This window comes from Streptomyces sp. SPB162, from assembly GCF_029504575.1.
In the GTDB taxonomy this organism is placed as follows: domain Bacteria; phylum Actinomycetota; class Actinomycetes; order Streptomycetales; family Streptomycetaceae; genus Actinacidiphila.
The window spans coordinates 3,847,239-3,867,830 of the sequence record NZ_JAQFII010000001.1; the positions used below are offsets into that span (position 1 = coordinate 3,847,239).

Consider the following 20,592-nt stretch of genomic DNA (forward strand, 5'->3'; position numbering starts at 1 on the left):
CTCCACCGCCGCGCTGTCACGACCTTGTGGTGAACCTGAGGCTCCGCTGTGGGTCCGGGAGCCCGTGCGGTGCGGGGTCCTGGGGGAGCGCGGTCCGGACCGGGGAGGGGAGTTGGACGGTGAACGCCGTACGCCCCGGCACGCTCTCGACCCACACCCGGCCGCCGTGCGCCGCGACGACGGAGTACACGATCGCCAGTCCCAGGCCGGTGGAGCCGGTGGAGCCCGCGCCGGAGCTGCGGGCCCGCGAGGCGTCGCCGCGCGCGAACCGTTCGAAGATGTACGGGGCGAGGTCGGCCGGGATGCCCGGCCCGTCGTCCACCACCTGGAGCAGCATCCCGTGGTCCCGGGCGCCGTGCTGCCCGTCGCCGTGGCCCTGGGCACCGTGGCTCCGGGCGCCGTGGCCCTGGGCACCGTGGCCCTGGGCACCGTGGCCCTGGGCACCGTGGCCCTGGGCACCGTGGCCCTGGGCTCCCTGGCTCCGGTCGCGGGTGACCCGCGCGGTCACGGTCGTACCCGGTGGGGTGTGGGTGCGGGCGTTGGCCAGCAGGTTCGCGAGGACCTGCTGCAGCCGCTCCGCGTCCCCGTGCACCGTGGCCGGCTCGTCGGGCAGGTCCAGCCGCCAGACGTGGTCCGGTCCCGCGGCCCGGGCATCGCTGAGGGCGTCCACGACGAGCGGTGACAGGTCCGTCGCGGCGAGGCTCAGCGGCCGCCCCGAGTCCAGCCGGGCCAGCATCAGCAGGTCCTCGACCAGCGACGTCATCCGCCCGGCCTCGGACTCGATACGGCCCAGCGCGTGCCGGGTGTCGGGGCCGACGCGCTCCCGGCCGCGCCGGGTCAGCTCCGCGTAGCCGCGGATCGAGGCGAGCGGCGTCCGCAGTTCGTGGCTGGCGTCGGCGACGAAGCGCCGGACCCGCGTCTCGCTCTCCTGCCGGGAGTGCAGCGCGGAACCGACGTGGCCGAGCAGCCGGTTGAGGGACGCGCCGACCTGCCCGACCTCGGTACGCGGATCGGTGTCCGCCTCCGGCACCCGCTCGTGCAGCGCCACCTCACCCCGGTGCAACGTCAGTTCCGACACGCGGGAGGCGGTGGCGGCGACCCGCCGCAGGGGCTGGAGGGAGATGCGGATCAGGGCGGTCCCGGCGAGTCCGGCCGCCGCGAGACCCGCCGCGGTCACGCACACCTCCACCCAGACGAGGGTGTTGAGGGTGTCCTGCGCGCCCGAAGCCCTGATGCCGACGAGGTACGTGCCGTCCTGCGTCGTGACCGACTGCATGCGGTAAGTGCCCAGCCCGGGGACGTCGATGCTGTGCGCGGCGCCGTCGAGCGGCAGGCCGGCGACCGCCGCGCTCTGCGCGGTGTCGAGGTGCTCGGGCGTCACCTGCGGGCCCACGTCACTGCTCTCCCGCTGGGCGCTGATCGCGGTGTCGATGATCTGTCCGTCGCTGACCTTCACGCCGATGGTGCCGAGCGGCTGGCCGCCGCCGATGACGAACCCCAGGTCGCCGGCGACCCGCGGGTGCGGCATCGCGGTCGCGCCGGGCGGCGGCCCGGCGCGGTGGGCGACGGCGGCGAGCTGGGTGTCGAGCTGCCCGTACAGGTAGGTGTGCAGGGCGATCGCGGTGACCGTGCCGATCACCGCGCACACGACGGCGACCAGCGCGACGGAGGACACCACGAGCCGGCGCCGGAGCGACCACGGGCGGCCCTTCAGCGACCGGAAGCGCCGGCGGCCCGTCCTCACGCCGCCTCGCCCGGCTTGATCAGGTACCCCGCCCCCCGCCTGGTGTGGATCATGGGGGCGCGTCCTGCGTCGATCTTGCGTCGCAGGTAGGAGATGTAGAGCTCCACCACGTTGGCCTGGCCGCCGAAGTCGTAGGACCAGACCCGGTCGAGGATCTGCGCCTTGCTGAGCACCCGGCGCGGGTTGCGCATCAGGAAGCGCAGCAGCTCGAACTCGGTGGCGGTGAGGTGGATCGAGTCGTCAGCGCGGTGCACCTCGTGGCTGTCCTCGTTCAGTACGAGATCGCCGACGACCAGCAGGGACTCGCTGCGTGCCGTGGCGGCGCCCGAGCGGCGCATCAGCCCGCGCAGCCGGGCGACGACCTCCTCCAGGCTGAACGGCTTCGTGACGTAGTCGTCGCCGCCCGCCGTCAGTCCGGCGATCCGGTCCTCGACCGCGTCCCTCGCGGTGAGGAAGAGCACCGGCACGTCGGGGGCGTCACGGCGTAGCCGGGCGAGCACCTCGAGGCCGTCCATGTCGGGCAGCATCACGTCGAGGACGACGGCGTCCGGCCGGGTGTCGCGGGCCGCGCGCAGCGCGCCGGCGCCGTCGGCCGCGGTACGGACTTCCCAGCCCTCATAGCGCAGGGCCAGGGACAGCAGGTCGGAGAGGGCCGCCTCGTCGTCGACAACGAGGACACGCACCGGAGACCCGTCGGGACGGGACAGGTCGGCGGAGGCCGCCGCAGGGGAGGAGGAAGGCATGGGACCAGCCTGTGGGGGAGCCCTGAGAGCAGTCTTTCGGCTACCTGTGAATCTCCTGAGAAAGGTCCGCCGAGAGCCGCCGGTGCTCGGAATACAGCGGTCGATCCGCGGGTTTCCGCCTGCACGCACCGAAGATCGCACCGCAGTAGCACCGAAGATCACGTCGAGGATCGGGGAGCCGGGACATGGGAAGCAACGGCAGCGGCGGCGTCGCGGACGCCCGGAAGTCCGTCGGCCGCCACGGGATCTGGAACGCCGGGCTGCGCTCGGACGATCCGGGGCTGCGCGGCGAGATCGCCGAGGCGGCGGCCGAACTGGACGAGCTGGGCTTCGGCGCGATCTGGCTCGGCGGCAGCAGCTCCGTCGAGCACGCGGCCCGGGTCCTCGACGCGAGCCCGCGGATCACGGTCGCCACCGGAATCCTCAGCATCTGGGAGCACGAGGCGGACGCGGTCGCCGCGCGCACGGCCGAGGTGGAGGCCGCCCACCCGGGCCGCTTCCTGCTCGGCCTCGGGGTGAGCCACGCACAGCTCGCCGACCGGTACCGGCGGCCGTACTCGGCGATGGTGGCCTACCTGGACGCGCTGGACGCCGCGCCCGCCCCCGTGCCGGCCGGGCGCCGGGTCCTGGCGGCGCTGGGTCCGAAGATGCTGGAGCTGTCGCGCGACCGGGCGGGCGGCGCGCACCCGTATCTCGTCACGCCGGAACACACCGAGCAGGCCCGCGCGCTGCTGGGCCACGGTCCGCTGTTGGCCCCGGAGTTGAAGATCGTGCCGGAGAGGGACGCCGGTGTCGCCCGGGAGATCGCCCGCGGGTATCTCGCCATGTATCTGGCGATGCCGAACTACACCAACAGTTTCCTCCGACTCGGCTTCGAGGAGGCGGACTTCACCGGCGGCGGCAGTGACCGCCTGATCGACACCGTCTTCGCCTGGGGGGACGACGATCGCATCCGCGAGCGCGTCGGGGCCTTCCACACGGCCGGTGCCGACCACGTGGCCCTGCAAATCGTCACCGGGCAGGACCGGTCGGTGCTGCCACGTGCCGAATGGCGGCGCCTGGCCCAGGTGTTGGTTTGACACCCGTCGCCCGTTCCCAACTGATCTGCGGCGCGCGGGACTTGGCCAACCGATGTCGCGGCGTGGGCGAGTTGCCCAACTGTCGTTGTTTGTCCGCTTTGTGATGTATCGTCATAATGGTTACACATAAGGGTAGTTGTTTGCGCGCGTACGGTCAGGCCATGTCGTATTCGTACGAATTTGATCGCCACACCTCCACCACGCGACAAACGGAGGTACGTTCCCCGCATGGACAGTGGCGGCGTCCCTTACACCGTTTCCGTCGACCGCATGGCGTCCGGCGATCACGCCTGTCTGGGCTTCGACAGCCACCGGGCCCGCTGGGCGGTCCGGGCCGCCTTCACCGAGACGGGCCTGCTGCGCGGCGAACGGGTGATCCTCTTCGTCGGCCCCGGCACCACCCCCGGGGCGGCGGCCGCCCGCCTCTCCGACCACGGCGTCCCCGCGGCCGAGGCCCTGCGCGACGAGCGTCTCCTCGTCGTCAACGAGACGCCCGGCTACGACCCGGAGCGCGGATTCGACGCCGAGACGCGCGCCGCGACCTGGCTCGACCTCACCGAGGACGCGAGCGTCATGGGATTCAGCGGGCTGCGGGCCGTGGGCGACATGTCCTGGGCCATGGAGCCCGGCGTCGACCCCGAGGAGCTCATCGGCTACGAGACCGGGCTCACCCCGCTCTTCGCCGACATCGGCTTCACCGCGATCTGCGAGTACGACCGCCGGCTGTTCCCGACCGAGCTGATGGACCGGGTCGGTGCCTCCCACCCGACCGAGATCCTGCAGTCGCTCGACGCCCTGCACATCACCAGGACCGGCACCATCCTGCATCTCGCGGGGAACGCCGACCTCGCCACCCGGGAACAGTTCGACACGGAGCTGCGCCGGTCCCTGGGCGGGGTGGGCCCGCCCCCGCGCCTCATCGACCTCACCGCGCTGTCGTTCATCGACGCCCACTGCGCCACGACCCTCATCCACCTCGCCGCGGCCCTGCCTCCCCCTGCCAGGCTCGCCGTGCACTGCCCGGCCACCCACGCCCGAGTGCTGCGGCTGTGCGGCGCGAGCGCCGTCCCCCAACTGACGCTGTACGTGGAGGCGGGCTGGTGAACGGGCTGGTGGACGGGCTGGTGGACGGGGCTCCCGTCAGCTCCGGTCGAACGTGAGCCGGACCGCGCGCGGCAGTGACGCCACCACCAGGTCGTAGGAGTCCTCGATCATCTCCCGCACCCTGCGGACCGACAGCGACGCGTCGACCGTCACCGTGTTCCAATGCCGCTTGTTGAGGTGGTAGCCGGGCACGATCGCCGGGTACCGCGTCCGCAGCTGTTCGGCGATCTCCGGATCGCACTTGAGGCTGACCTTGAGCGGCTCGGCCTCCAGCACGCTCAGCGCGAAGATCTTCCCGGCCACCTTGAACACCGACAGATCCGGGTTCCCCGGAAACGGGAACTCCTCCTCGGCGCCCGGCATCGCCAGACACGCCGCCTTCAGTCCCCGCGCAGTCATCGCCACCATTCGGCCGACCCTAGTGCTCCGGCCGGAAAGGTTCACCGGCCGGAGAAACACCAGAGGCCCGACACTTTCGTGTCGGGCCTCTGGTCGTAGTAGCGGGGACAGGATTTGAACCTGCGACCTCTGGGTTATGAGCCCAGCGAGCTACCGAGCTGCTCCACCCCGCGCCGTTGAACCGAACACTACGCCATCCGCAGGAACCTCAACTACCAGTCCCACTCGGCGCAGCCATTCCGAATCACTCCGGAAGAACAAACCAGGACCCCCTCAGACGATCTCCTCGGGGGCCCTGACCTGAGTGCACTCGGCAGGATTCGAACCTGCAACCTTCTGATCCGTAGTCAGATGCTCTATCCGTTGAGCTACGAGTGCTTGTGCTTCCCGGCGTTTTCTCACCGGTCGGCGTTGCGAGAACAACATTACATGACCTGCGGCTTCAGGTGAAATCCATTGCCCGGACCCTGCCTGGGCTGCGGAAACAGCCCCCGGAGGGGGTCGTCACGCACAGCGCTCCCACAGACGACGGAGCCCCGGTCGTCCTGAGACGACCGGGGCTCCGGAAACGAGCGGAGGCTCGGGGATTTGAACCCCGGATGGGATTGAAGTCCCAAACCGCATTAGCAGTGCGGCGCCATAGACCAGACTAGGCGAAGCCTCCATCCACACCCGCGCGAGCGAGGGCGTGTGGAGATGATGGCACAGCCCGGCAGGCTGTCACCAATCGCAGACCAGAGTACAAGCCCGCCGGCGTGGACGGCAAAGAGGTTGCGCGGCACCCGAGGGCGACTCGCCCACGTTCGGGTCAATTGCGGTGAAAGCCGCGTTCGCGACGGTAAGGACTGGGGCATGCGACTCAACGACATCGCCCGACTCGACCGCCCCTCCTCCCGCCCCGCGACCCCTCCCCCTGCCCGGCCCCGGCCCGCGACGCGGCTTCCGCTCGCCGCCGTCCTCGGCGTGGTGCTCGCCGCCGGCTTGCCGCTGCTCCTGGCGAGCGACGCCGGCGCGGTTCCCACGCCGCCCCCCGCCTCCGGGGACCCCGCTCCCCCCGCGAACAACCAGCTGACCATCACCGTCGACGACGGCACGGGGAGGATCACCACGAACAAGCTCGACTGCGGACCCGACCAGGACCCGGCGCCGGCGGCGGGTCCCGCGACGTCCGGTGGCCCGGTGACGGGGCCCGCGGCCTCCGGACCCGCGACCTCCGGCGGCCCGGTGACGGCGTCGACCCTCCCCGCCCCTCTCACCGCCACCGCCTCCACCCCCTCGAACCCCACCGCCTCCACCCCGTCGACCCCCTCCCCCTCGAACCCCAACCCCTCGACCTCCACCCCCTCGACCTCCACCCCGTCCCCCGCCCCCTCGACGTCCCTGTTCCCCTCGGGCTCGCCCGCCGGCATGGGTCCGGCCAAGGCCGCGAAGGACTCCTGCGACCAGCTGAGGCGGCTCAGCGGCCCCGTAGGCCCCGTTCCGACCGGCCAGATGTGCTCGATGATCTACGGCGGCTCGCAGACCGCGCAGGTCACAGGCGTGTGGCACGGCGCGCCCGTCAAGGAGAAGTACAGCCGGAGCAACGGCTGCGAGGTCGCCCGCTGGAACCGGATGGCGCCGGTTCTGCCCGCCGGTCCCGGGCGGGCGTGACGCATGCCACATCGGGGATGATCTCGCACCGTATGCGCTTGAACACCGAATCACTCAGGGGTACATGGGCATCCGAGGCCGCTCGGCCAACCGCTGCACGTACACTCGCTCTAGTGACATGCCATGGGGTCAGCGGCAAGATGGGCCGCCGGTGAGAGCCGATCGCGCGGGTTGCGCGGGGCCACCGCAGGAAGTGCGGTAAGTGCGGTAACAGGGAGGACGCGTCTCGTGAGCAGCAGGCCATCCAGAGGCGCTGCTCGCCTCGCCTCAATACTCGATGCCCTCCCCGATGCGCTCCTGTTGGTCAACGGCAATGGCACGGTCGTCAACGCCAACGCCATCGCGATCGAGACCTTCGAGTCACCGGGGACGGCGTTGGTCGGGCGGGGTCTGTTCGACCTGCTGCCCGCGTTCGACTCCAAGCGCATCCCCGGCTCGATGCGCAGCGCGCAGAAGGCCGAGGACGACAACGGCCGCACCAAGCCCACCCGGATGGTCGCGCGGCGCACCGACGGCACGGAGTTCCCCGTCGAGGTGACCAGCGCCAACCTCGAGGACGGTCGCACCCCGTACGACGAGCCGCAGAGCTACACCGGTGACGAGCTGCTGATGCTGGTCGTGCGGGACCTCAGCGGCACGATGGACACCGAGGCGGAACTCGCCCGCCAGCAGCGCCAGACGGAGATGATCCTGCGCGCGGCGGCCGAGGGTGTCGTCGGCGTGGACACCGAGGGCAAGGTCGTCCTCGTCAATCCGTCCGCCGCGCAGATCCTCGGCTACCGCGCGACCGACCTCGGCGGCCAGGAGCTGCACCCGCTCGCGCACCACACGCGCGCCGACGGCACGCCGCTGCCGTACGAGGAGACGCCGCTCGCGGACACGCTGCGCTCCGGGCGCAAGCACCGGGTGCGCGGCCAGGTGCTGTGGCGCAAGGACGGCCGGGCGGTCCCCGTCGACCTGACGACCGCTCCCGTGCGGGACGGCGAGCAGCTCGTCGGCGCGGTCATGACGTTCACCGACCGCAGCGCGTTCGACGCCGCCGTGGCCCGCGCCGATCAGTTGCAGGCGGTGCTGGACGAGGCGCTGCGCGGCCCGTTGGCGGAGCTGCGCGGTGAGCTGACCGGCCTGGCCGCCGATCCCGCCGGGCAGTTGTGGCCCGAGGCGAACCAGATCCTGCACCACCTGGTGGCCGGCTACGCCCGCATCACCACACTCATCGACAACGTGCTGGCCTACCAGCGGCTCGACCGCGGCGAGGACCGGCTGCGGCGCGAGCCCGTCGGGCTCGACAAGGTCGTCTCGGCGGCCGTCGAGGGCGCCGTCGAGCTGATCGGCCCGGGGCGCGCGCAGTACGCCGTGCACGCTCCGCCGATAGAGGCGGCGATCGACGGCGAGCGGATGGCCCAGGCGCTCGCCCATCTGATCGCGGACGTCGCGGGGGTGGACGCGGCGGGCAACGCCACCGTCGTCACCGGCGGCGGCGACTCGACGATCGTGGTCGCGGCGGCACAGCGCGGCGACGTCATAAGGATCGACGTGCGGGGCCCGCACGCGGGCGGCAACGCGGTGCACCTGCCGATCGCCCGCGGCATCGTCGAACGGCACGGCGGCGTCCTGCAGACGCACGAAGTACCGGGCCAGGGCAGCGCGTACGTGCTCGAGGTGCCGCTGGGGTCGGCGGCCGTCGCGGCCGCGGGCCGTGCGGCAGCGGCCGCCGCGTCGAAGGACGGGGCGCGCGAGTCCGAGACGACCGTCATGCCGATGCCCGCGAAGCCCGCACGCGGTACGGGCGGCGCGGCCGGCAACGGCGCGACCGGCAACCGGGTGAAGGCTCCGGGGCGCGGCGCGTCCGCGGCCGACACCACCGGCACCACCGGCCAGGGCTCTCCCGTCGCCGGGACACCCGCGGGCGGTGCGCCCGCGACGGGTTGGGCCGGAAGCGGTGAGCCCGGGGTCCCGGGCACCGACCGCGCGGCGCGGCCGCGCCGGGCCGGGGACGACGACGGCACGGTGGTGGCACCGTGGGCGATCCCGACCGAAGGACCGGACGAGGAGGCACGCGCCCGGAACGAGGGGCACAGCCAGGCGCAGCCGGGCGAGCAGGAGACGCCGACCGGTCGCCGGCGCGCGCTGCGCCTCCCGCTGCCCGACGAGCCGGACGCGGGGGACACCGCGGGCGGCGCCCTGGCGGCCGGCCCGACGCCGACCGTGCGGCCGGATGAGCCGGGCCGGCAGCCCAGCGGGCGTCGGGCGCGCCGGACGCTGTCCGACGGTCAGCAGCCCGCACCCGAACTCCCCGCGGCACCCGTCCAGCACGCCCTCCCCGCGGCCGCCGAACCGGCCGCGCCGCAGGGAAGTGACGGCACCGGCGCCGCTCTCGCCGGGCAGGAGCAGGCGGCAGGGCGTCGCGCGCGGCGGATCGCGCCCCCGCAGCCGGGGGAGCAGGACACGAACGGCGGCGGCCCCATCGCGCTGCCCGCCCAGCACGTCCACGAGGCGTCAGCACCGCTGCCCGCGGAGGAGCGCGACGCCGGGCTGCCGATGGCGCCGATCCCGCCGGTTCCGCACCAGGGTGGGCCGCAGGATCAGAACGGCGCGGCCCAGCCGGTGAGCCCGCAGTGGCCGGACGCCGGCCGGCCGGTGGCTCCGGCAGCGCCCGCGGTCGAACCGGGCACGCGGCCGCACGCCCAGAACCCGGGACAGCACCCGGCCCAGGGGCAGCCCTCCCAGGCCATTCCGGTACAGGGACAGCGCTCCCCGATGCCGCCCGCGGCCCACAACCCGAACCCCGGTCAGACCCCGGCGCAGCAGCAGGGCCAGAGCCACGGCCGGGCGATCAGCGTGCGCACGCTCGGCCAGGGCGTCGCCTTCGTCCAGCCGGTGCCGACGCAGGCGACGCCCTCACCGCGGTCCCAGCCGCAGCCCGACGCGTTCCCCCAGCAGAACCCCTCCGGGTCCGGCCGCCGGCGCAAGCTCAACGGACCGCAGGACGACGGCACCGACGGGGAGGGCCGTCGGCACCCGCAGGCGGACCCCGACAGCGGCGGCCGCGGGATCTCCGGATCCCCCGCCACCGAAGAGCGGAACGACGACCGGAGCAACGGCCAGGGCGTCGAGCACCAGGACCCCGACCAGCAGACGGCGCTGCTCCGTACGGTCGCTCCGGGCCGGGCGTTCGCCATAGGGGCGCCGGCCGAGGGCGACGAGGGCCCCGAGCCGCTGGACGGCCCGAACGGCGCAGTCGAGGTCATGGCGGAACCGGCGGGCGAGCCCGGCCCACTGCTGGACGAGCCGCGCCGGCTGCTGGTCTGGCCCGAGCCGGACGTCTCGACGCGCCAGGCGTTGACCGACCGCGGCTACCGCCCGGTCATCGTCAGGTCCCGCGCGGAGGTGGACGCGCAGGTCGCCGAGCCTCCCGCCGCGCTCTTCGTCGACCCGCTGACCGGCCCGATCACCCGTACGGCGCTGCAGTCGCTCCGCCAGGCGGCCGCCGAGGCCGAAGTGCCGGTCCTGGTGACCGCCGGGCTCGGCCAGGCGACGCGCGAGGCGGCCTACGGCGCCGACCCGGCCGTCCTGCTCAAGGCGCTCGCACCGCGCGACAGCGAGCAGCACCCGCCGCGGGTCCTGCTGATCGAGGGCCACCCGGACATCGCCCGCGCCTTCACCGCGACGCTGGAGCGGCGCGGGATGCAGGTCGCGCACGCCTCCTCCGAGGTCGAGGCGATGACGACGGCCGCGCAGGTCAGGCCGAACCTGGTGGTGATGGACCTGATGCTGGTGCGCCGCCGCCGGCAGGGGATCATCGACTGGCTGCGCGGCAACGGCCAGTTGAACCGCACCCCGATGGTCGTCTACACCTCCGCGGACATCGACCCGGCCGAACTGCCGCGGCTGGCCTCCGGCGAGACGGTGCTGTTCCTCGCGGAGCGCTCGACCAGTACGGACGTGCAGTCACGCATCGTGGACCTGCTCGGCAAGATCGGCTCATAGCCGCCCGGGTGGGCCGGCCGGCGGAACCCCGCCGGCCGGCCCGACCCGCCCTGAGGTCACTCCTTCGCGGCCGCGGCGACGTACGTGACGTCGATCTGCTCCAGCCGGTACTGCTCTCGGATCACCTTCTTGTCGAACTTGCCGACCGAGGTCTTCGGCACGGCCGGGATGATCGCCCAGCGCTCGGGCAGCTGCCAGCGCGCGACGCGCCCGGCGAGGAACTCCCGCAGCTCCTCGTACGAGACGGTGGCGCCCTCCTTCAGCACGACGGTGGCCAGCGGCCGCTCGCCCCAGCGCTCGTCGGGCACCGCGACGACCGCCGCCTCGGCGACGTCCGGGTGGGCCATGATCTGGTTCTCCAGATCGACGGAGGAGATCCACTCGCCGCCGGACTTGATGACGTCCTTGGCCCGGTCGGTGAGGGTGAGGTAGCCGTCGTGCGTGATGACGCCGACGTCGCCGGTGCGCAGCCAACCGTCCGCGCTGAACTTGTCCTCGGGGCGCAGCGGCTCGGATCCGGCGCCGCCGAAGTAGGAATTGGCGATCCAGGGGCCGCGTACCTCCAGCTCACCCGCGGACTCACCGTCCCAGGGCATCGGTTCGCCCGCCGGCCCGACCAGCCGGGCTTCGACGGAGCAGGGGAAGCGGCCCTGGCTGACGCGGTACGGCCACTCCTCCTCGGGGGTGAGTCCGGCCGGTGGGTGGGCCATGGTGCCGAGCGGCGAGGTCTCCGTCATGCCCCAGGCGTGACACAGGCGCACGCCGTGCTCCTCGTACTCCTTCATGAGGGAGGGCGGGCAGGCGGAGCCGCCGATGGTGACGGTGCCCATGGAGGAGATGTCGCGCGGCTTGGCCGCGAGCTCGGCGAGCAGCCCCTGCCAGATGGTCGGGACGGCCGCCGCGTGGGTGGGGCGCTCGCTCTCGATCATCTCGGCGAGCGGGGCGGGCTGGAGGAAGCGGTCCGGCATGAGCATGTTGATGCCGGTCATGAAGGTGGCGTGCGGCAGTCCCCAGGCGTTGACGTGGAACATCGGGACGACGACGAGGGTCGTGTCGCGGTCCGTGAGGCCCATCGACTCGGTCATGTTCACCTGCATCGAGTGCAGGTAGATGGACCGGTGGGAGTACACGACGCCCTTGGGGTCGCCGGTGGTGCCCGAGGTGTAGCACATGGCGGCGGCGTCCCGCTCGTCCAGCTCGGGCCAGTCGTACGTGGTCGGGCGGCCGGCCAGCAGCTCCTCGTAGTCGTGCACGGCGGGTCGGCAGCCGTCGAGCAGGGAGCGGTCCCCGGGGCCGACGACGACGATGTGCTCGACCGGCTCCAGGGCGGGCAGCAGCGGCGCGAGGAGCGGCAGCAGCGAGCCGTTGACGAGGATGACGCGGTCGGCCGCGTGGTTGACGATGAACGTCAGCTGCTCGGTCGGCAGCCGCAGGTTCAGCGTGTGCAGCACCGATCCCATGGACGGGATCGCGAGGTATGCCTCGAGGTGTTCCGCGTTGTTCCACATGAGGGTCGCGACCCGCTCGTCACGGGCCACCCCCAGCTCGTCGCGGAGCGCGTTCGCGAGCTGGACGGCCCGGACCCCGATCTCGCGGAAGGAGCGGCGGTGCGGCTCGGCGTCCCCGGTCCAGGTGGTCACCTGGGACCGGCCGTGCACCAGAGCACCATGGACCAGGATGCGGGTGACGGTCAGCGGTACGTCCTGCATCGTGCTCAGCACCGGAAGCCTCCACGGGTTACGTGCGGGTAGAGTCCCGGTGATTCTGCTTCCATACCGCTCGGTATGTCACTACCTGGCGCGCAATTCGGGGTCATCCCGCATTTTTCCGAGGGCCCGGGAGACCGCGCTCTTGACCGTGCCGACCGAGACGCCGAGGGCCTCGGCCGTCTGCATCTCGCTCATGTCCTCGTAGTAGCGCAGCACCACCATGGCGCGTTGCCGGGCCGGAAGCCGGGAGATGGCCCGCAGCAGCGCGTCGCGCTGGGCCTGCTGCTCGGTGTGGTCGGGGTCGGTGGACAGCGGCTCGGGGACGTCCTCGGTCGCGAATTCGTCGATGCGGCGCTTGCGCCACTGCGAGGTGCGCGTGTTGACCAGCGTGCGGCGGACGTAGCCGTCCAGCGCCCGGTGGTCGTCGATGCGGTCCCATGCCAGGTACGTCTTGGTCAGCGCGGTCTGCAGAAGGTCCTCGGCATCGCACGGGTTCGCGGTGAGCGAGCGCGCGGTACGCAGCAGCGTCGGGCCCTTGGCCCGGACGTAGCTGGAGAACTGCATCGTGCTGGTGCTGGTGCACACAGGCGTGGTCATGTCCACAACGCTATGAGCGCCGTCGGCCCGGCGGATCCGCCGGAGGTGCCGAAACGAGATCACCCTGAAGTCGTAGGACGGGGGCTGTCCCCACCTCCCGTAGGCGGACCCGCCCCTGAGGAAGACAGGCCCGTGGGCGGGGTCGGGAGGTGGGGCGCGGGGGTCGTCGGGTGGTGCCGGGGTCGAGGTGTGACTGCGGGCGGGGTGTGCCGGGGGCGGGTGTGCCGGGGGCGGGGGCGGGTGTACTGGGGGCGGGCGCCCTAGCCGATCACGGCGACCGGGGCATCGACGAGGTCGCGGTCGATGGTGATCGTCCGGCCGCCGTACTCCTCGGTGGTGTTCCCCACGTACTGGTGGATGCGGCTGTGCGGCTGCCAGGCGTCACGGGGGAGCACCGGCTCGTTCTCCAGGGTGGCCGGGACGTTCCAGCGGGCGTACCAGACGACGGTCGGCAGGTCCTCGGACCCGGTGGCGCGGGCCTGCTCCATGTGCGCGATGCCGGAGTCCGCGCTGCTGTAGAAGCCCGGGATGTAGCCGAGCCGGCGCACCTCCCGGTCCCAGCCCTGGACGAAGGCGAGCGTCGTCGCCGTGCAGGACGCGGAGCGGATGTCGTACGCCTCCATGTCCAGGTACAGGGCGCTGTTCTCGACGAAGCCCAGGTCCTGGGCGCGCTGGACGGCGTCCTTGCCCTCGTTCGTCCCGGCCTGGCCCGGGTCGGCTTGGTCGATCGAGAACGCCTTCTTCGCGTCGTTCAGCGTGCAGGGCGCCTGCGAGCCCACGTAGAGCGGCAGGATGCTCCACCCCCCGCTGTCCACCGTCCGCACCCAGGAGGGGGTGAGATTCGGCTGCTGCGCGCAGGCGCGGGCCCGGCCGCCGAAGTAGACGCCGACGGCGCCGTACGGGGAGGTGCCGTGCCAGGCCTGCATCGTGTCGGCGGTCGGAGTCCCGCAGGTCTCGAAGCCGGCGCCCTGGAAGAACCGGGCCCCGCGCAGCGAGTCGGCGTTGGGGTCGGCCGTCGCGACTCCGGCGCCGACCAGGCAGGCCAGCGACACCAGGGCCGACAGGGTCGGAAGGAAATATCGAATAATCCGCTTTTGTCCACGCATGGCGCGAGTCAACGCGTCGCTTCTGGTCGCCTCCGGCAGACACGCCCGCCCCGTCACCCGTTTCAGCCGTCTGCCGTCAGCACCAGCCCCGACGTCGGAACGCCCGTCCCGGCGGTGACCAGCACGCTCGAAGCGCCCGCCACCTGGTTGACACTGCTCCCGCGCACCTGGCGGACGCCCTCGGCGATGCCGTTCATCCCGTGCAGATAGGCCTCGCCGAGCTGGCCGCCGTGGGTGTTGACCGGCAGCCGCCCGTCGATCTCCAGACCGCCACCCGCGGCGAACTCCGCCGCTTCGCCCCGGCCACAGAAGCCGAACTCCTCCAACTGCATCAGCACGAACGGGGTGAAGTGGTCGTAGAGCACGGCCGTGTCGATGTCGGACGGCGTCAGCCCGGAGGTGCGCCACAGCTGGCGGGCGACCACCCCCATCTCCGGCAGCCCGGTCAGATCGTCCCGGTAGAAGCTCGTCATCTGCTCCTGCGCCCGGCCCGCGCCCTGCGCGGCGGCGGCGATCACGGCGGGCACGTGCCGCAGGTCGCGCGCCCGTTCCGGTGACGTCACGACGATCGCCTGGCCGCCGTCCGTCTCCTGGCAGCAGTCCAGCAGCCGCAGCGGCTCGACGATCCAGCGCGAGGCGGCATGGTCGGCGAGAGTGATCGGCTTGCCGTGGAAGTACGCGGCGGGGTTGTTGGCGGCGTGGCGGCGGTCGGCGACCGCGACGGGGCCGAACGCCGACGGGTCGAGCCCGAAGGCGTGCAGGTACCGCTGCGCCGCCATCGCGACCCATGACGCGGGCGTGAGGAGGCCGGACGGCAGGTTGGCGCCGAGCGCGACGCCTTCGGCGGAGGGGTCGCGCTGCTGCACGCCCGATCCGAACCGCCGGCCGGAGCGCTCGTTGAACGCGCGGTAACAGACGACCACGTCGGCCACGCCGGTCGCGACCGCCATCGCCGCCTGCTGGACGGTCGCGCAGGCCGCCCCGCCGCCGTAGTGGACGCGCGAGAAGAACGACAGCTCACCGATGCCGGCCGCCTGGGCGACCGTGATCTCCGGGCTGGTGTCCATGGTGAACGTGACCATGCCGTCGACATCGGCGGGCGTCAGCCCCGCGTCGTCCAGCGCCGCCCGCACGGCCTCCACGGCGAGCTTCAGCTCGCTGCGGCCCGAGTCCTTGGAGAACTCCGTCGCCCCGATCCCGGCGATCGCGGCCCTGCCGCCGAGGCTGTCGCGCTCGCGGACGCTCATGCGGTCGCCTCCGGACGGGTGGGGAGGACGGCGGTCACGGTGCCGGTGACGTGGTGGCCCAGCCGGTTGGCACCGAGGACGGCGATCTCGACGGTGGTCGTCGCGGTGTTCTCGTCGACGGAGGTCACCCTGCCGGTCAGCACCATCTCGTCACCCGGATAGTTCGGCGCGCCCAGCCGGATCCGCACCGACCGCAGCACCGCCTCCGGCCCGGCCCACTCGGTGATGTAGCGGCCGACCAGGCCGTTCGTGGTGAGGATGTTCATGAAGATGTCCGGCGAGCCCTTCGCCCGGGCGAGTTCCACGTCATGGTGCACGTCCTGGAAGTCCCGCGAGGCGATGGCACCCGCGACGATCAGCGTGCGGGTGACGGGGACGCGCAGCGGCGGCAGTTCGTCACCCGCTTGTACGGGACCGGAAGCTGCCCGGACCGGGGACTGCGTCATACGCCGTTCTCCTTGTCCTGGTCAGGCGCGCCCAGCAGCGCGCCGAGTTCGGCGAGCACCTCGGCGCCGCCGCCCAGATACGCGTCCAGCTGCCGTCCCCAGAGGAAGTGCCGGTGGACGGGGTGTTCGAGGTCCGCGCCGATTCCGCCGTGCAGATGCTGCCCGGCGTGGACGACGCGTTTGCCGCCCTCGGACGCCCACCAGGCGGCGGTCAGGGCGTGCGAGTCGGCGGGGAGCGCGTTGTCGAAGCGCCAGGCCGCCTCGTAGGCGGTGACGCGGATCGCCTCGGTGTCCATGTACGCGTCGGCGGCGCGCAGCAGCACCGCCTGGTTGGTGGACAGCGGACGCCCGAACTGCTCGCGCACCGACGTGTACGCGACCGCCCGCGCCAGCGACCCGGCGCAGACCCCCGCCTGCAGCCCCGCGAAGGCGGTACGGGCCCGCGCGAGGACCGGCCCGTAGGCGGTCCCGTCGCCGAGCGGCTCGGCGGGCGTGCCGTCCAGCACGAGCCGGCCGGCAGCCCAGGGGGCCGTGGTCCCGACGGGCTCGACGCCGCCGGGGACCGGCAGCCAGAACAGCCGCGTCCCTTCGCCGTTCGCGGCCGGGACGAGGACGTGTGTGGCGTCGCGCAGCCACGGCACGGCGGGGAAGGTGCCGGTGAGCCGCCAGCCGTCCCCCTGCTCCTCGGCGCGAGCCGACCCGTGCGGGAAGGCTCCCGTGGCGACGGACGAACCGTCGCGCAGACCGGGCAGCAGCCGGGCACGCTGCTCGTCGGTGCCGTGCGCGCCGACCGGCAGCAGACCGTACGCGCACGTCGCCGCGAGCGGGATCGCGGCGGTCCTGCGGCCCGCCTCCTCCAGCAGCAGCACCAGGCCCAGCAGCCCGATCTCCTCGACGGCGGCCACCAGTCCGGCCTCGCACAGCGACTTCCACGCCTTCGACGGGTCGGCGCTGCGGTCGAGGATCTCGGCGAGGAGCTCGCTCGCCGCCCGCTGCTCCTCGGTGGGGGTGAAGTCCATGTCAGTCCTCTCCGGCTTCCACCGACCGGAAGACGGGCAGCGTGAACTCGTCGTCGACCGTCAGGAATTCGAGCGTCACGGGCAGCCCCGCGCGGACCTTGTCGTACGGCACTCCCGTGACGTCGCCGAGGACGCGCACGCCCTCCGCCAGCTCGACGAGGGCGACCGCGTACGGCGGGTCGAAGGCGGGGAACGGCGGATGGTGCATGACGACGTAGCTGAAGACGGTTCCGACTCGCCCGAGGCGGCGACCGTGTCCCAGTCGGGGGAGCCGCACGCGTTGCAGCCCGGCAGCCACGGCAGCCGCAGCGTGCCGCAGCCGGAGCAGCGCTGGATGAGCAACTCGTGCCGCTCCAGACCCTCCCAGTAGGCGGCGTTGTCGCGGTTGACGACCGGGCGGGGACGGGTGGCCTCGGCCGTGGGTTTCCTGGTGGCCGCCGGCGCGTACTTGAGGATGCGGAAGCGGTGGGTGCCGGACAGCTCGCCGTTCGCCCGGACGTCCATCCGTGTCGTGACGAAGTGGCCGGTGCCGAGCTTGGTGGTCTTGCGCGGCGAGATGGACTCGATGACGGCGTCGTACGTGATCCGGTCGCCGGGCCGCAGCGGCCGGAGGTACTCCTGCTCGCAGTCGGTCGCGACGACCGAGGTGTAGCCCGCGTCGTCGAGGAGCGTGAGGACGTCGTCGTAGGCGCCCGCGCGGGCGGTGCCCGCGGTGTGGCCGGAGAGCCCGGCCATGGTCCACACCTGGAGCATGGTGGCCGGGGCGGAGCCGTCCGCGGGAACGGCGTGGCCCGTCGCCTCGCACCAGTGGCGGATCATCGGCTCGTTGACCGGGTCCCTGCCCTCCCCGCCGGCCGCGGCGATCTGCCCCACGTGGACGGCGAGCCGCCCGTACAGATCGTCCGGACCGTTGCCGGCTGCCGCGTCCGTCACCGCTTGCCCCTCTTCATCCCGAGCCGCATCGTCGCGACGATCTCCCGCTGGACCTCGCTGACGCCGCCGCCGAAGGTGTTGATCTGCGCGGCCCGGTTCATCCGTTCCAGTTCGCCGTTCCCGCCGCCCCTGATGAGCGCCGTCTCGCCGACCGCCTCCTGCAGCGCGCGGTAGACCTCGATCGCGCTCTCGGTCCCGGCGAACTTCACGCCCGACGCGTCGCCCGGGGTGAGGGTGCCGGCGCCGACGTCCTGGACCAGGCGCCAGTTGAGCAGCCGGGTCGCGGAGAGCCGGGCGTGGGCCTCGGCGAGCCGGGACGCGACCCAGGGGGTGTCGATCCGGCGGGTGCCGTCCGGACCGGGCGCGCGGGCGCTCGCGAGCGCCGCGTCGTAGAAGTCCTCCGCCTGCATGCCGATGGCGGCCAGCGCGACCCGCTCGTGGTTGAGCTGGTTGGTGATCAGCGACCAGCCGGCGTTCTCCTCGCCGACGAGGTTGCCGTACGGGACGCGGATCGCGTCGTAGTACGTGGCGCTGGTGGTCTGGCCGCCGACGGTGTGGATCGGGGTCCAGGAGAAGCCGGGGGCGTCGGTCGGGACGAGGATGATCGAGATGCCCCGGTGCTTGGGCGCCTCGGGGTCGGTGCGGCAGGCGAGCCAGATCCAGTCGGCGCCCTGGGCGTTGCTGGTGAAGGTCTTGGCGCCGTCGATCAGCCATTCGGATTCGGCGCGGGTGGCGCGGGTGCGGAGGGAGGCGAGGTCGGTGCCGGCTTCCGGTTCGGTGTAGCCGATCGCGAAGACGCAGTCGCCGGCCAGGATCCGGGGGAGGAAGTACTCCTTCTGCGCGGCCGTCCCGTACTTCATGAGGGTCGGGCCGACGGTGTTCAGCGTGACCATCGAGACGGGGGCGCCGGCCCGGTAGGACTCGTCGAAGAACACGAACTGCTCGTCCGGGCCGCGTCCCTGACCGCCGTAGTCGGTGGGCCAGCCGAGGCCGAGCAGACCGTCGGCGGCGATCCGCCGCAGGAGGTCCCGGGCGAGCGGACCTCCCGGCGGCTCGGCCCGCAGGGCCTCGCGGGTCTCCTCGGGTATCAGGCGGGCGAAGTAGTCGCGCAGCTCGGCCCGTAGCCGGTGCTGGCGCGGGGTGGGGGCGAGGTGCACGGCAACGGCCTCCACGGGTTCGCAGATTTCTGACTGACCGTCAGATTCTCCGTCCCGGACCGCCCCTGTCAAGGCATGAGAAGTTGTCCACAGGCTGTGGATGAATGCTCATACTCGCGAACCGGCGCACTTCCTCTCCCATTTTTCGAACGTATGTACGAAACTAGGGGTATGGCCACCTCTATCCTGCACACCGCGGCGCTCGCCAACGCCCTCGCCGCCGCTTCCCGGCAACTGGCGGTCATCCCGCTCTCCCGCACCAAACTCCCCGCCGTGCGCTCCCCGCACCGCGGCGACTCGGCGCCGGTCCGCTGCACGGGCGAATGCGGCGGGATCGGTCACGGGGTGCACGACGCGACGAACGAACCCGGCGCCGTCCGCGCGCTGTTCGCCGCCGCCCCCTGGGCCACCGGCTACGGCGTGGCCTGCGGACTGCCGCCGCACCACCTCGTCGGCCTCGACCTGGACGTCAAGCACGGCCTGGACGGCGTGGCGGCCCTCGCCGCGCTGGCGCGCGAGCACGGCTTCGCCGTCCCGGCCACCGTCACGGTCCTCACCCCCAGCGGCGGCCGCCACCTGTGGTTCACCGGGCACGCGGAAACCTCCGTCCCGAACTCGGTCGGCAGGCCGGGCACCGCCCCCGGGGCCCGGCATCGACGTCCGCGGCCACGGCGGCTACCTCGTCGGCCCCGGCTCCGTCACCAACGCCGGCCGCTACCTGCTGGACACGGGCTCCCCCGGCCTCCCGGCGGCTCCGGTCCCCGCCAGGCTGCTCCGCCTCCTCACCCTGCCGCCGCCCGCATTACCCCGCCGCCCCGTCCCCCGGCACTCGCTCGCCCTCGTCCAGTTCGTCCGCGACTCCCCGCCCGGCCGGCGCAACTCGCGCCTTTACTGGGCCGCCTGCCGCGCGTACGAGTCGGGCAGCGGCGACGCGCTCGCCCCCGCGCTGATCGAGGCCGCCACCCGGACCGGCCTCTCCCGCCAGGAGGCCGCCGCCACCGTCGCCTCCGCCGCGCGCCAGGCTGCGCTGTAATTCGAACACGTGCTTGAATTACCAGGCCGTGACACGTTCGGGCCCGCGCCCGCGCCATGCACGGCGCTGCGCCGGATCACCGCTCCACGGAGTCCGCCGTCAACCGACCACCCGGGCCCCGGCCTTGGACCCCGTAAGAAGCGTGACGAACGAGAGGGCGCGGCCATGAGCGCGGACGCGCCCCGGTACCTGACCGATCGGCAGGAGCAGATCGCGAAGGTCATCGTCGAGTGGACGGATCTCTACGGCTACCCGCCGACCGTCCGCGAGATCGGCGCGGCCGTCGGCCTGCGCAGCCCCGCGACGGTCGCCCACCACCTGCGGATCATGGAGAGCACGGGCGTCCTCACCCGCGTCCCGGGCCACCACCGCTCCTACCAGGTGCACCGCCCGTGACCCCGGAGACCACGAAGGGGCCCCCGCACAGGCGGGCGCCCCTTCGTGAACCGGTCCTTCGCGATACCGCTGTGTCCGCCGTACCGCGCCGCGGAGGATGTGAGATTCGAACTCACGGTGACATCGCTGCCACGACGGTTTTCAAGACCGTTCCCTTAGGCCGCTCGGGCAATCCTCCCGCGCCCCGCCACCTGCGGTGGAGCGGCTACAGCCTAGCGGGTCGCGGGGCGGGGGCGGCCA

General features: G+C 72.8%; 15 protein-coding genes, 4 tRNA genes and 2 pseudogenes. 6 read left to right on the top strand and 15 right to left on the bottom strand.

Annotated features, from left to right (window positions below):
• Window positions 1-16: 16 nt before the first annotated feature.
• Together M2266_RS17530 and M2266_RS17535 are read right to left on the bottom strand one after the other, a co-directional pair.
• The gene (locus tag M2266_RS17530; protein ID WP_277439030.1) at window positions 17-1,744 is read right to left on the bottom strand and encodes a HAMP domain-containing sensor histidine kinase; all 1,728 of its coding nucleotides are present in this window, start codon (window positions 1,742-1,744) and stop codon (window positions 17-19) included.
• Window positions 1,741-2,487, bottom strand: coding sequence for a response regulator transcription factor (locus M2266_RS17535; protein ID WP_277439031.1), 747 nt, complete (start codon window positions 2,485-2,487; stop codon window positions 1,741-1,743). The genes M2266_RS17530 and M2266_RS17535 overlap by 4 nt, the downstream gene beginning before the upstream one ends.
• Before the next feature lie 185 nt (window positions 2,488-2,672).
• Between M2266_RS17535 and M2266_RS17540 the strand changes: the two genes are divergently transcribed.
• Entirely contained in the window at window positions 2,673-3,566 is an 894-nt protein-coding gene (locus M2266_RS17540) for an LLM class F420-dependent oxidoreductase (RefSeq protein WP_277439032.1), read from the top strand.
• Window positions 3,567-3,794: 228 nt separating this feature from the next.
• Window positions 3,795-4,670 (top strand): MEDS domain-containing protein, encoded by an 876-nt coding sequence (locus M2266_RS17545; protein WP_277439033.1) that lies wholly within the window; start codon window positions 3,795-3,797, stop codon window positions 4,668-4,670.
• A gap of 36 nt (window positions 4,671-4,706) precedes the next feature.
• Here M2266_RS17545 and M2266_RS17550 read toward each other — a convergent pair whose 3' ends face one another.
• The 4 genes from M2266_RS17550 to M2266_RS17565 all read right to left on the bottom strand — a co-directional run bounded on the left by M2266_RS17550 (window position 4,707) and on the right by M2266_RS17565 (window position 5,733).
• On the bottom strand, window positions 4,707-5,069 hold the full coding sequence (locus M2266_RS17550) for an MmcQ/YjbR family DNA-binding protein (protein WP_277441246.1): 363 nt from the start codon (window positions 5,067-5,069) through the stop codon (window positions 4,707-4,709).
• 99 nt (window positions 5,070-5,168) lie between these two features.
• Window positions 5,169-5,242, bottom strand: a tRNA-Met gene (locus M2266_RS17555).
• Window positions 5,243-5,374: 132 nt separating this feature from the next.
• A tRNA-Arg gene (locus M2266_RS17560) sits at window positions 5,375-5,447 on the bottom strand.
• 195 nt (window positions 5,448-5,642) lie between these two features.
• A tRNA-Ser gene (locus M2266_RS17565) sits at window positions 5,643-5,733 on the bottom strand.
• 188 nt (window positions 5,734-5,921) lie between these two features.
• On the opposite strand from M2266_RS17565, the gene M2266_RS17570 reads away from it, so the two are divergent.
• Together M2266_RS17570 and M2266_RS17575 are read left to right on the top strand one after the other, a co-directional pair.
• Window positions 5,922-6,719 (top strand): SSI family serine proteinase inhibitor, encoded by a 798-nt coding sequence (locus M2266_RS17570; RefSeq protein ID WP_277439034.1) that lies wholly within the window; start codon window positions 5,922-5,924, stop codon window positions 6,717-6,719.
• Between the two features lie 228 nt (window positions 6,720-6,947).
• On the top strand, window positions 6,948-10,709 hold the full coding sequence (locus M2266_RS17575; RefSeq protein WP_277439035.1) for a PAS domain-containing protein: 3,762 nt from the start codon (window positions 6,948-6,950) through the stop codon (window positions 10,707-10,709).
• Between the two features lie 56 nt (window positions 10,710-10,765).
• Here the strand turns inward: M2266_RS17575 and M2266_RS17580 are convergent, their stop codons facing one another.
• From M2266_RS17580 to M2266_RS17615, 8 genes and pseudogenes are all read right to left on the bottom strand, one after another.
• Window positions 10,766-12,430, bottom strand: coding sequence for a long-chain fatty acid--CoA ligase (locus M2266_RS17580; protein ID WP_277439036.1), 1,665 nt, complete (start codon window positions 12,428-12,430; stop codon window positions 10,766-10,768).
• A 69-nt stretch (window positions 12,431-12,499) separates the two neighbouring features.
• Window positions 12,500-13,015, bottom strand: a complete 516-nt coding sequence (locus tag M2266_RS17585) for a SigE family RNA polymerase sigma factor (RefSeq protein WP_277439037.1) — start codon at window positions 13,013-13,015, stop codon at window positions 12,500-12,502.
• A 260-nt stretch (window positions 13,016-13,275) separates the two neighbouring features.
• The gene (locus M2266_RS17590; protein ID WP_277439038.1) at window positions 13,276-14,121 is read right to left on the bottom strand and encodes a DUF1906 domain-containing protein; all 846 of its coding nucleotides are present in this window, start codon (window positions 14,119-14,121) and stop codon (window positions 13,276-13,278) included.
• A 62-nt stretch (window positions 14,122-14,183) separates the two neighbouring features.
• Window positions 14,184-15,368, bottom strand: coding sequence for a lipid-transfer protein (locus M2266_RS17595; protein ID WP_277439039.1), 1,185 nt, complete (start codon window positions 15,366-15,368; stop codon window positions 14,184-14,186).
• A complete protein-coding gene (locus M2266_RS17600; protein ID WP_277439040.1) occupies window positions 15,365-15,814 on the bottom strand; it encodes a MaoC family dehydratase in 450 nt (149 codons plus the stop codon). Before M2266_RS17600 ends, M2266_RS17595 begins: the two co-directional genes overlap by 4 nt.
• On the bottom strand, window positions 15,811-16,833 hold the full coding sequence (locus M2266_RS17605) for an acyl-CoA dehydrogenase family protein (protein ID WP_277439041.1): 1,023 nt from the start codon (window positions 16,831-16,833) through the stop codon (window positions 15,811-15,813). Before M2266_RS17605 ends, M2266_RS17600 begins: the two co-directional genes overlap by 4 nt.
• 1 nt (window position 16,834) lies before the next feature.
• A pseudogene (locus M2266_RS17610) lies at window positions 16,835-17,730 on the bottom strand (OB-fold domain-containing protein).
• Window positions 17,731-17,762: 32 nt separating this feature from the next.
• Complete coding sequence (locus M2266_RS17615; RefSeq protein ID WP_277439042.1) at window positions 17,763-18,923, bottom strand: acyl-CoA dehydrogenase family protein; 1,161 nt, start codon at window positions 18,921-18,923, stop codon at window positions 17,763-17,765.
• A 171-nt stretch (window positions 18,924-19,094) separates the two neighbouring features.
• Between M2266_RS17615 and M2266_RS17620 the strand changes: the two are divergent.
• Together M2266_RS17620 and M2266_RS17625 are read left to right on the top strand one after the other, a co-directional pair.
• Window positions 19,095-19,956, top strand: a pseudogene (locus M2266_RS17620) (bifunctional DNA primase/polymerase).
• Between the two features lie 165 nt (window positions 19,957-20,121).
• Window positions 20,122-20,352 carry a hypothetical protein gene (locus tag M2266_RS17625; RefSeq protein ID WP_277439043.1) on the top strand — a complete coding sequence of 77 codons (231 nt, stop codon included), beginning with the start codon at window positions 20,122-20,124 and terminating at the stop codon, window positions 20,350-20,352.
• Between the two features lie 91 nt (window positions 20,353-20,443).
• On the opposite strand, the gene M2266_RS17630 is transcribed toward M2266_RS17625, so the two are convergent.
• A tRNA-Ser gene (locus M2266_RS17630) sits at window positions 20,444-20,530 on the bottom strand.
• Window positions 20,531-20,592 lie beyond the last annotated feature (62 nt).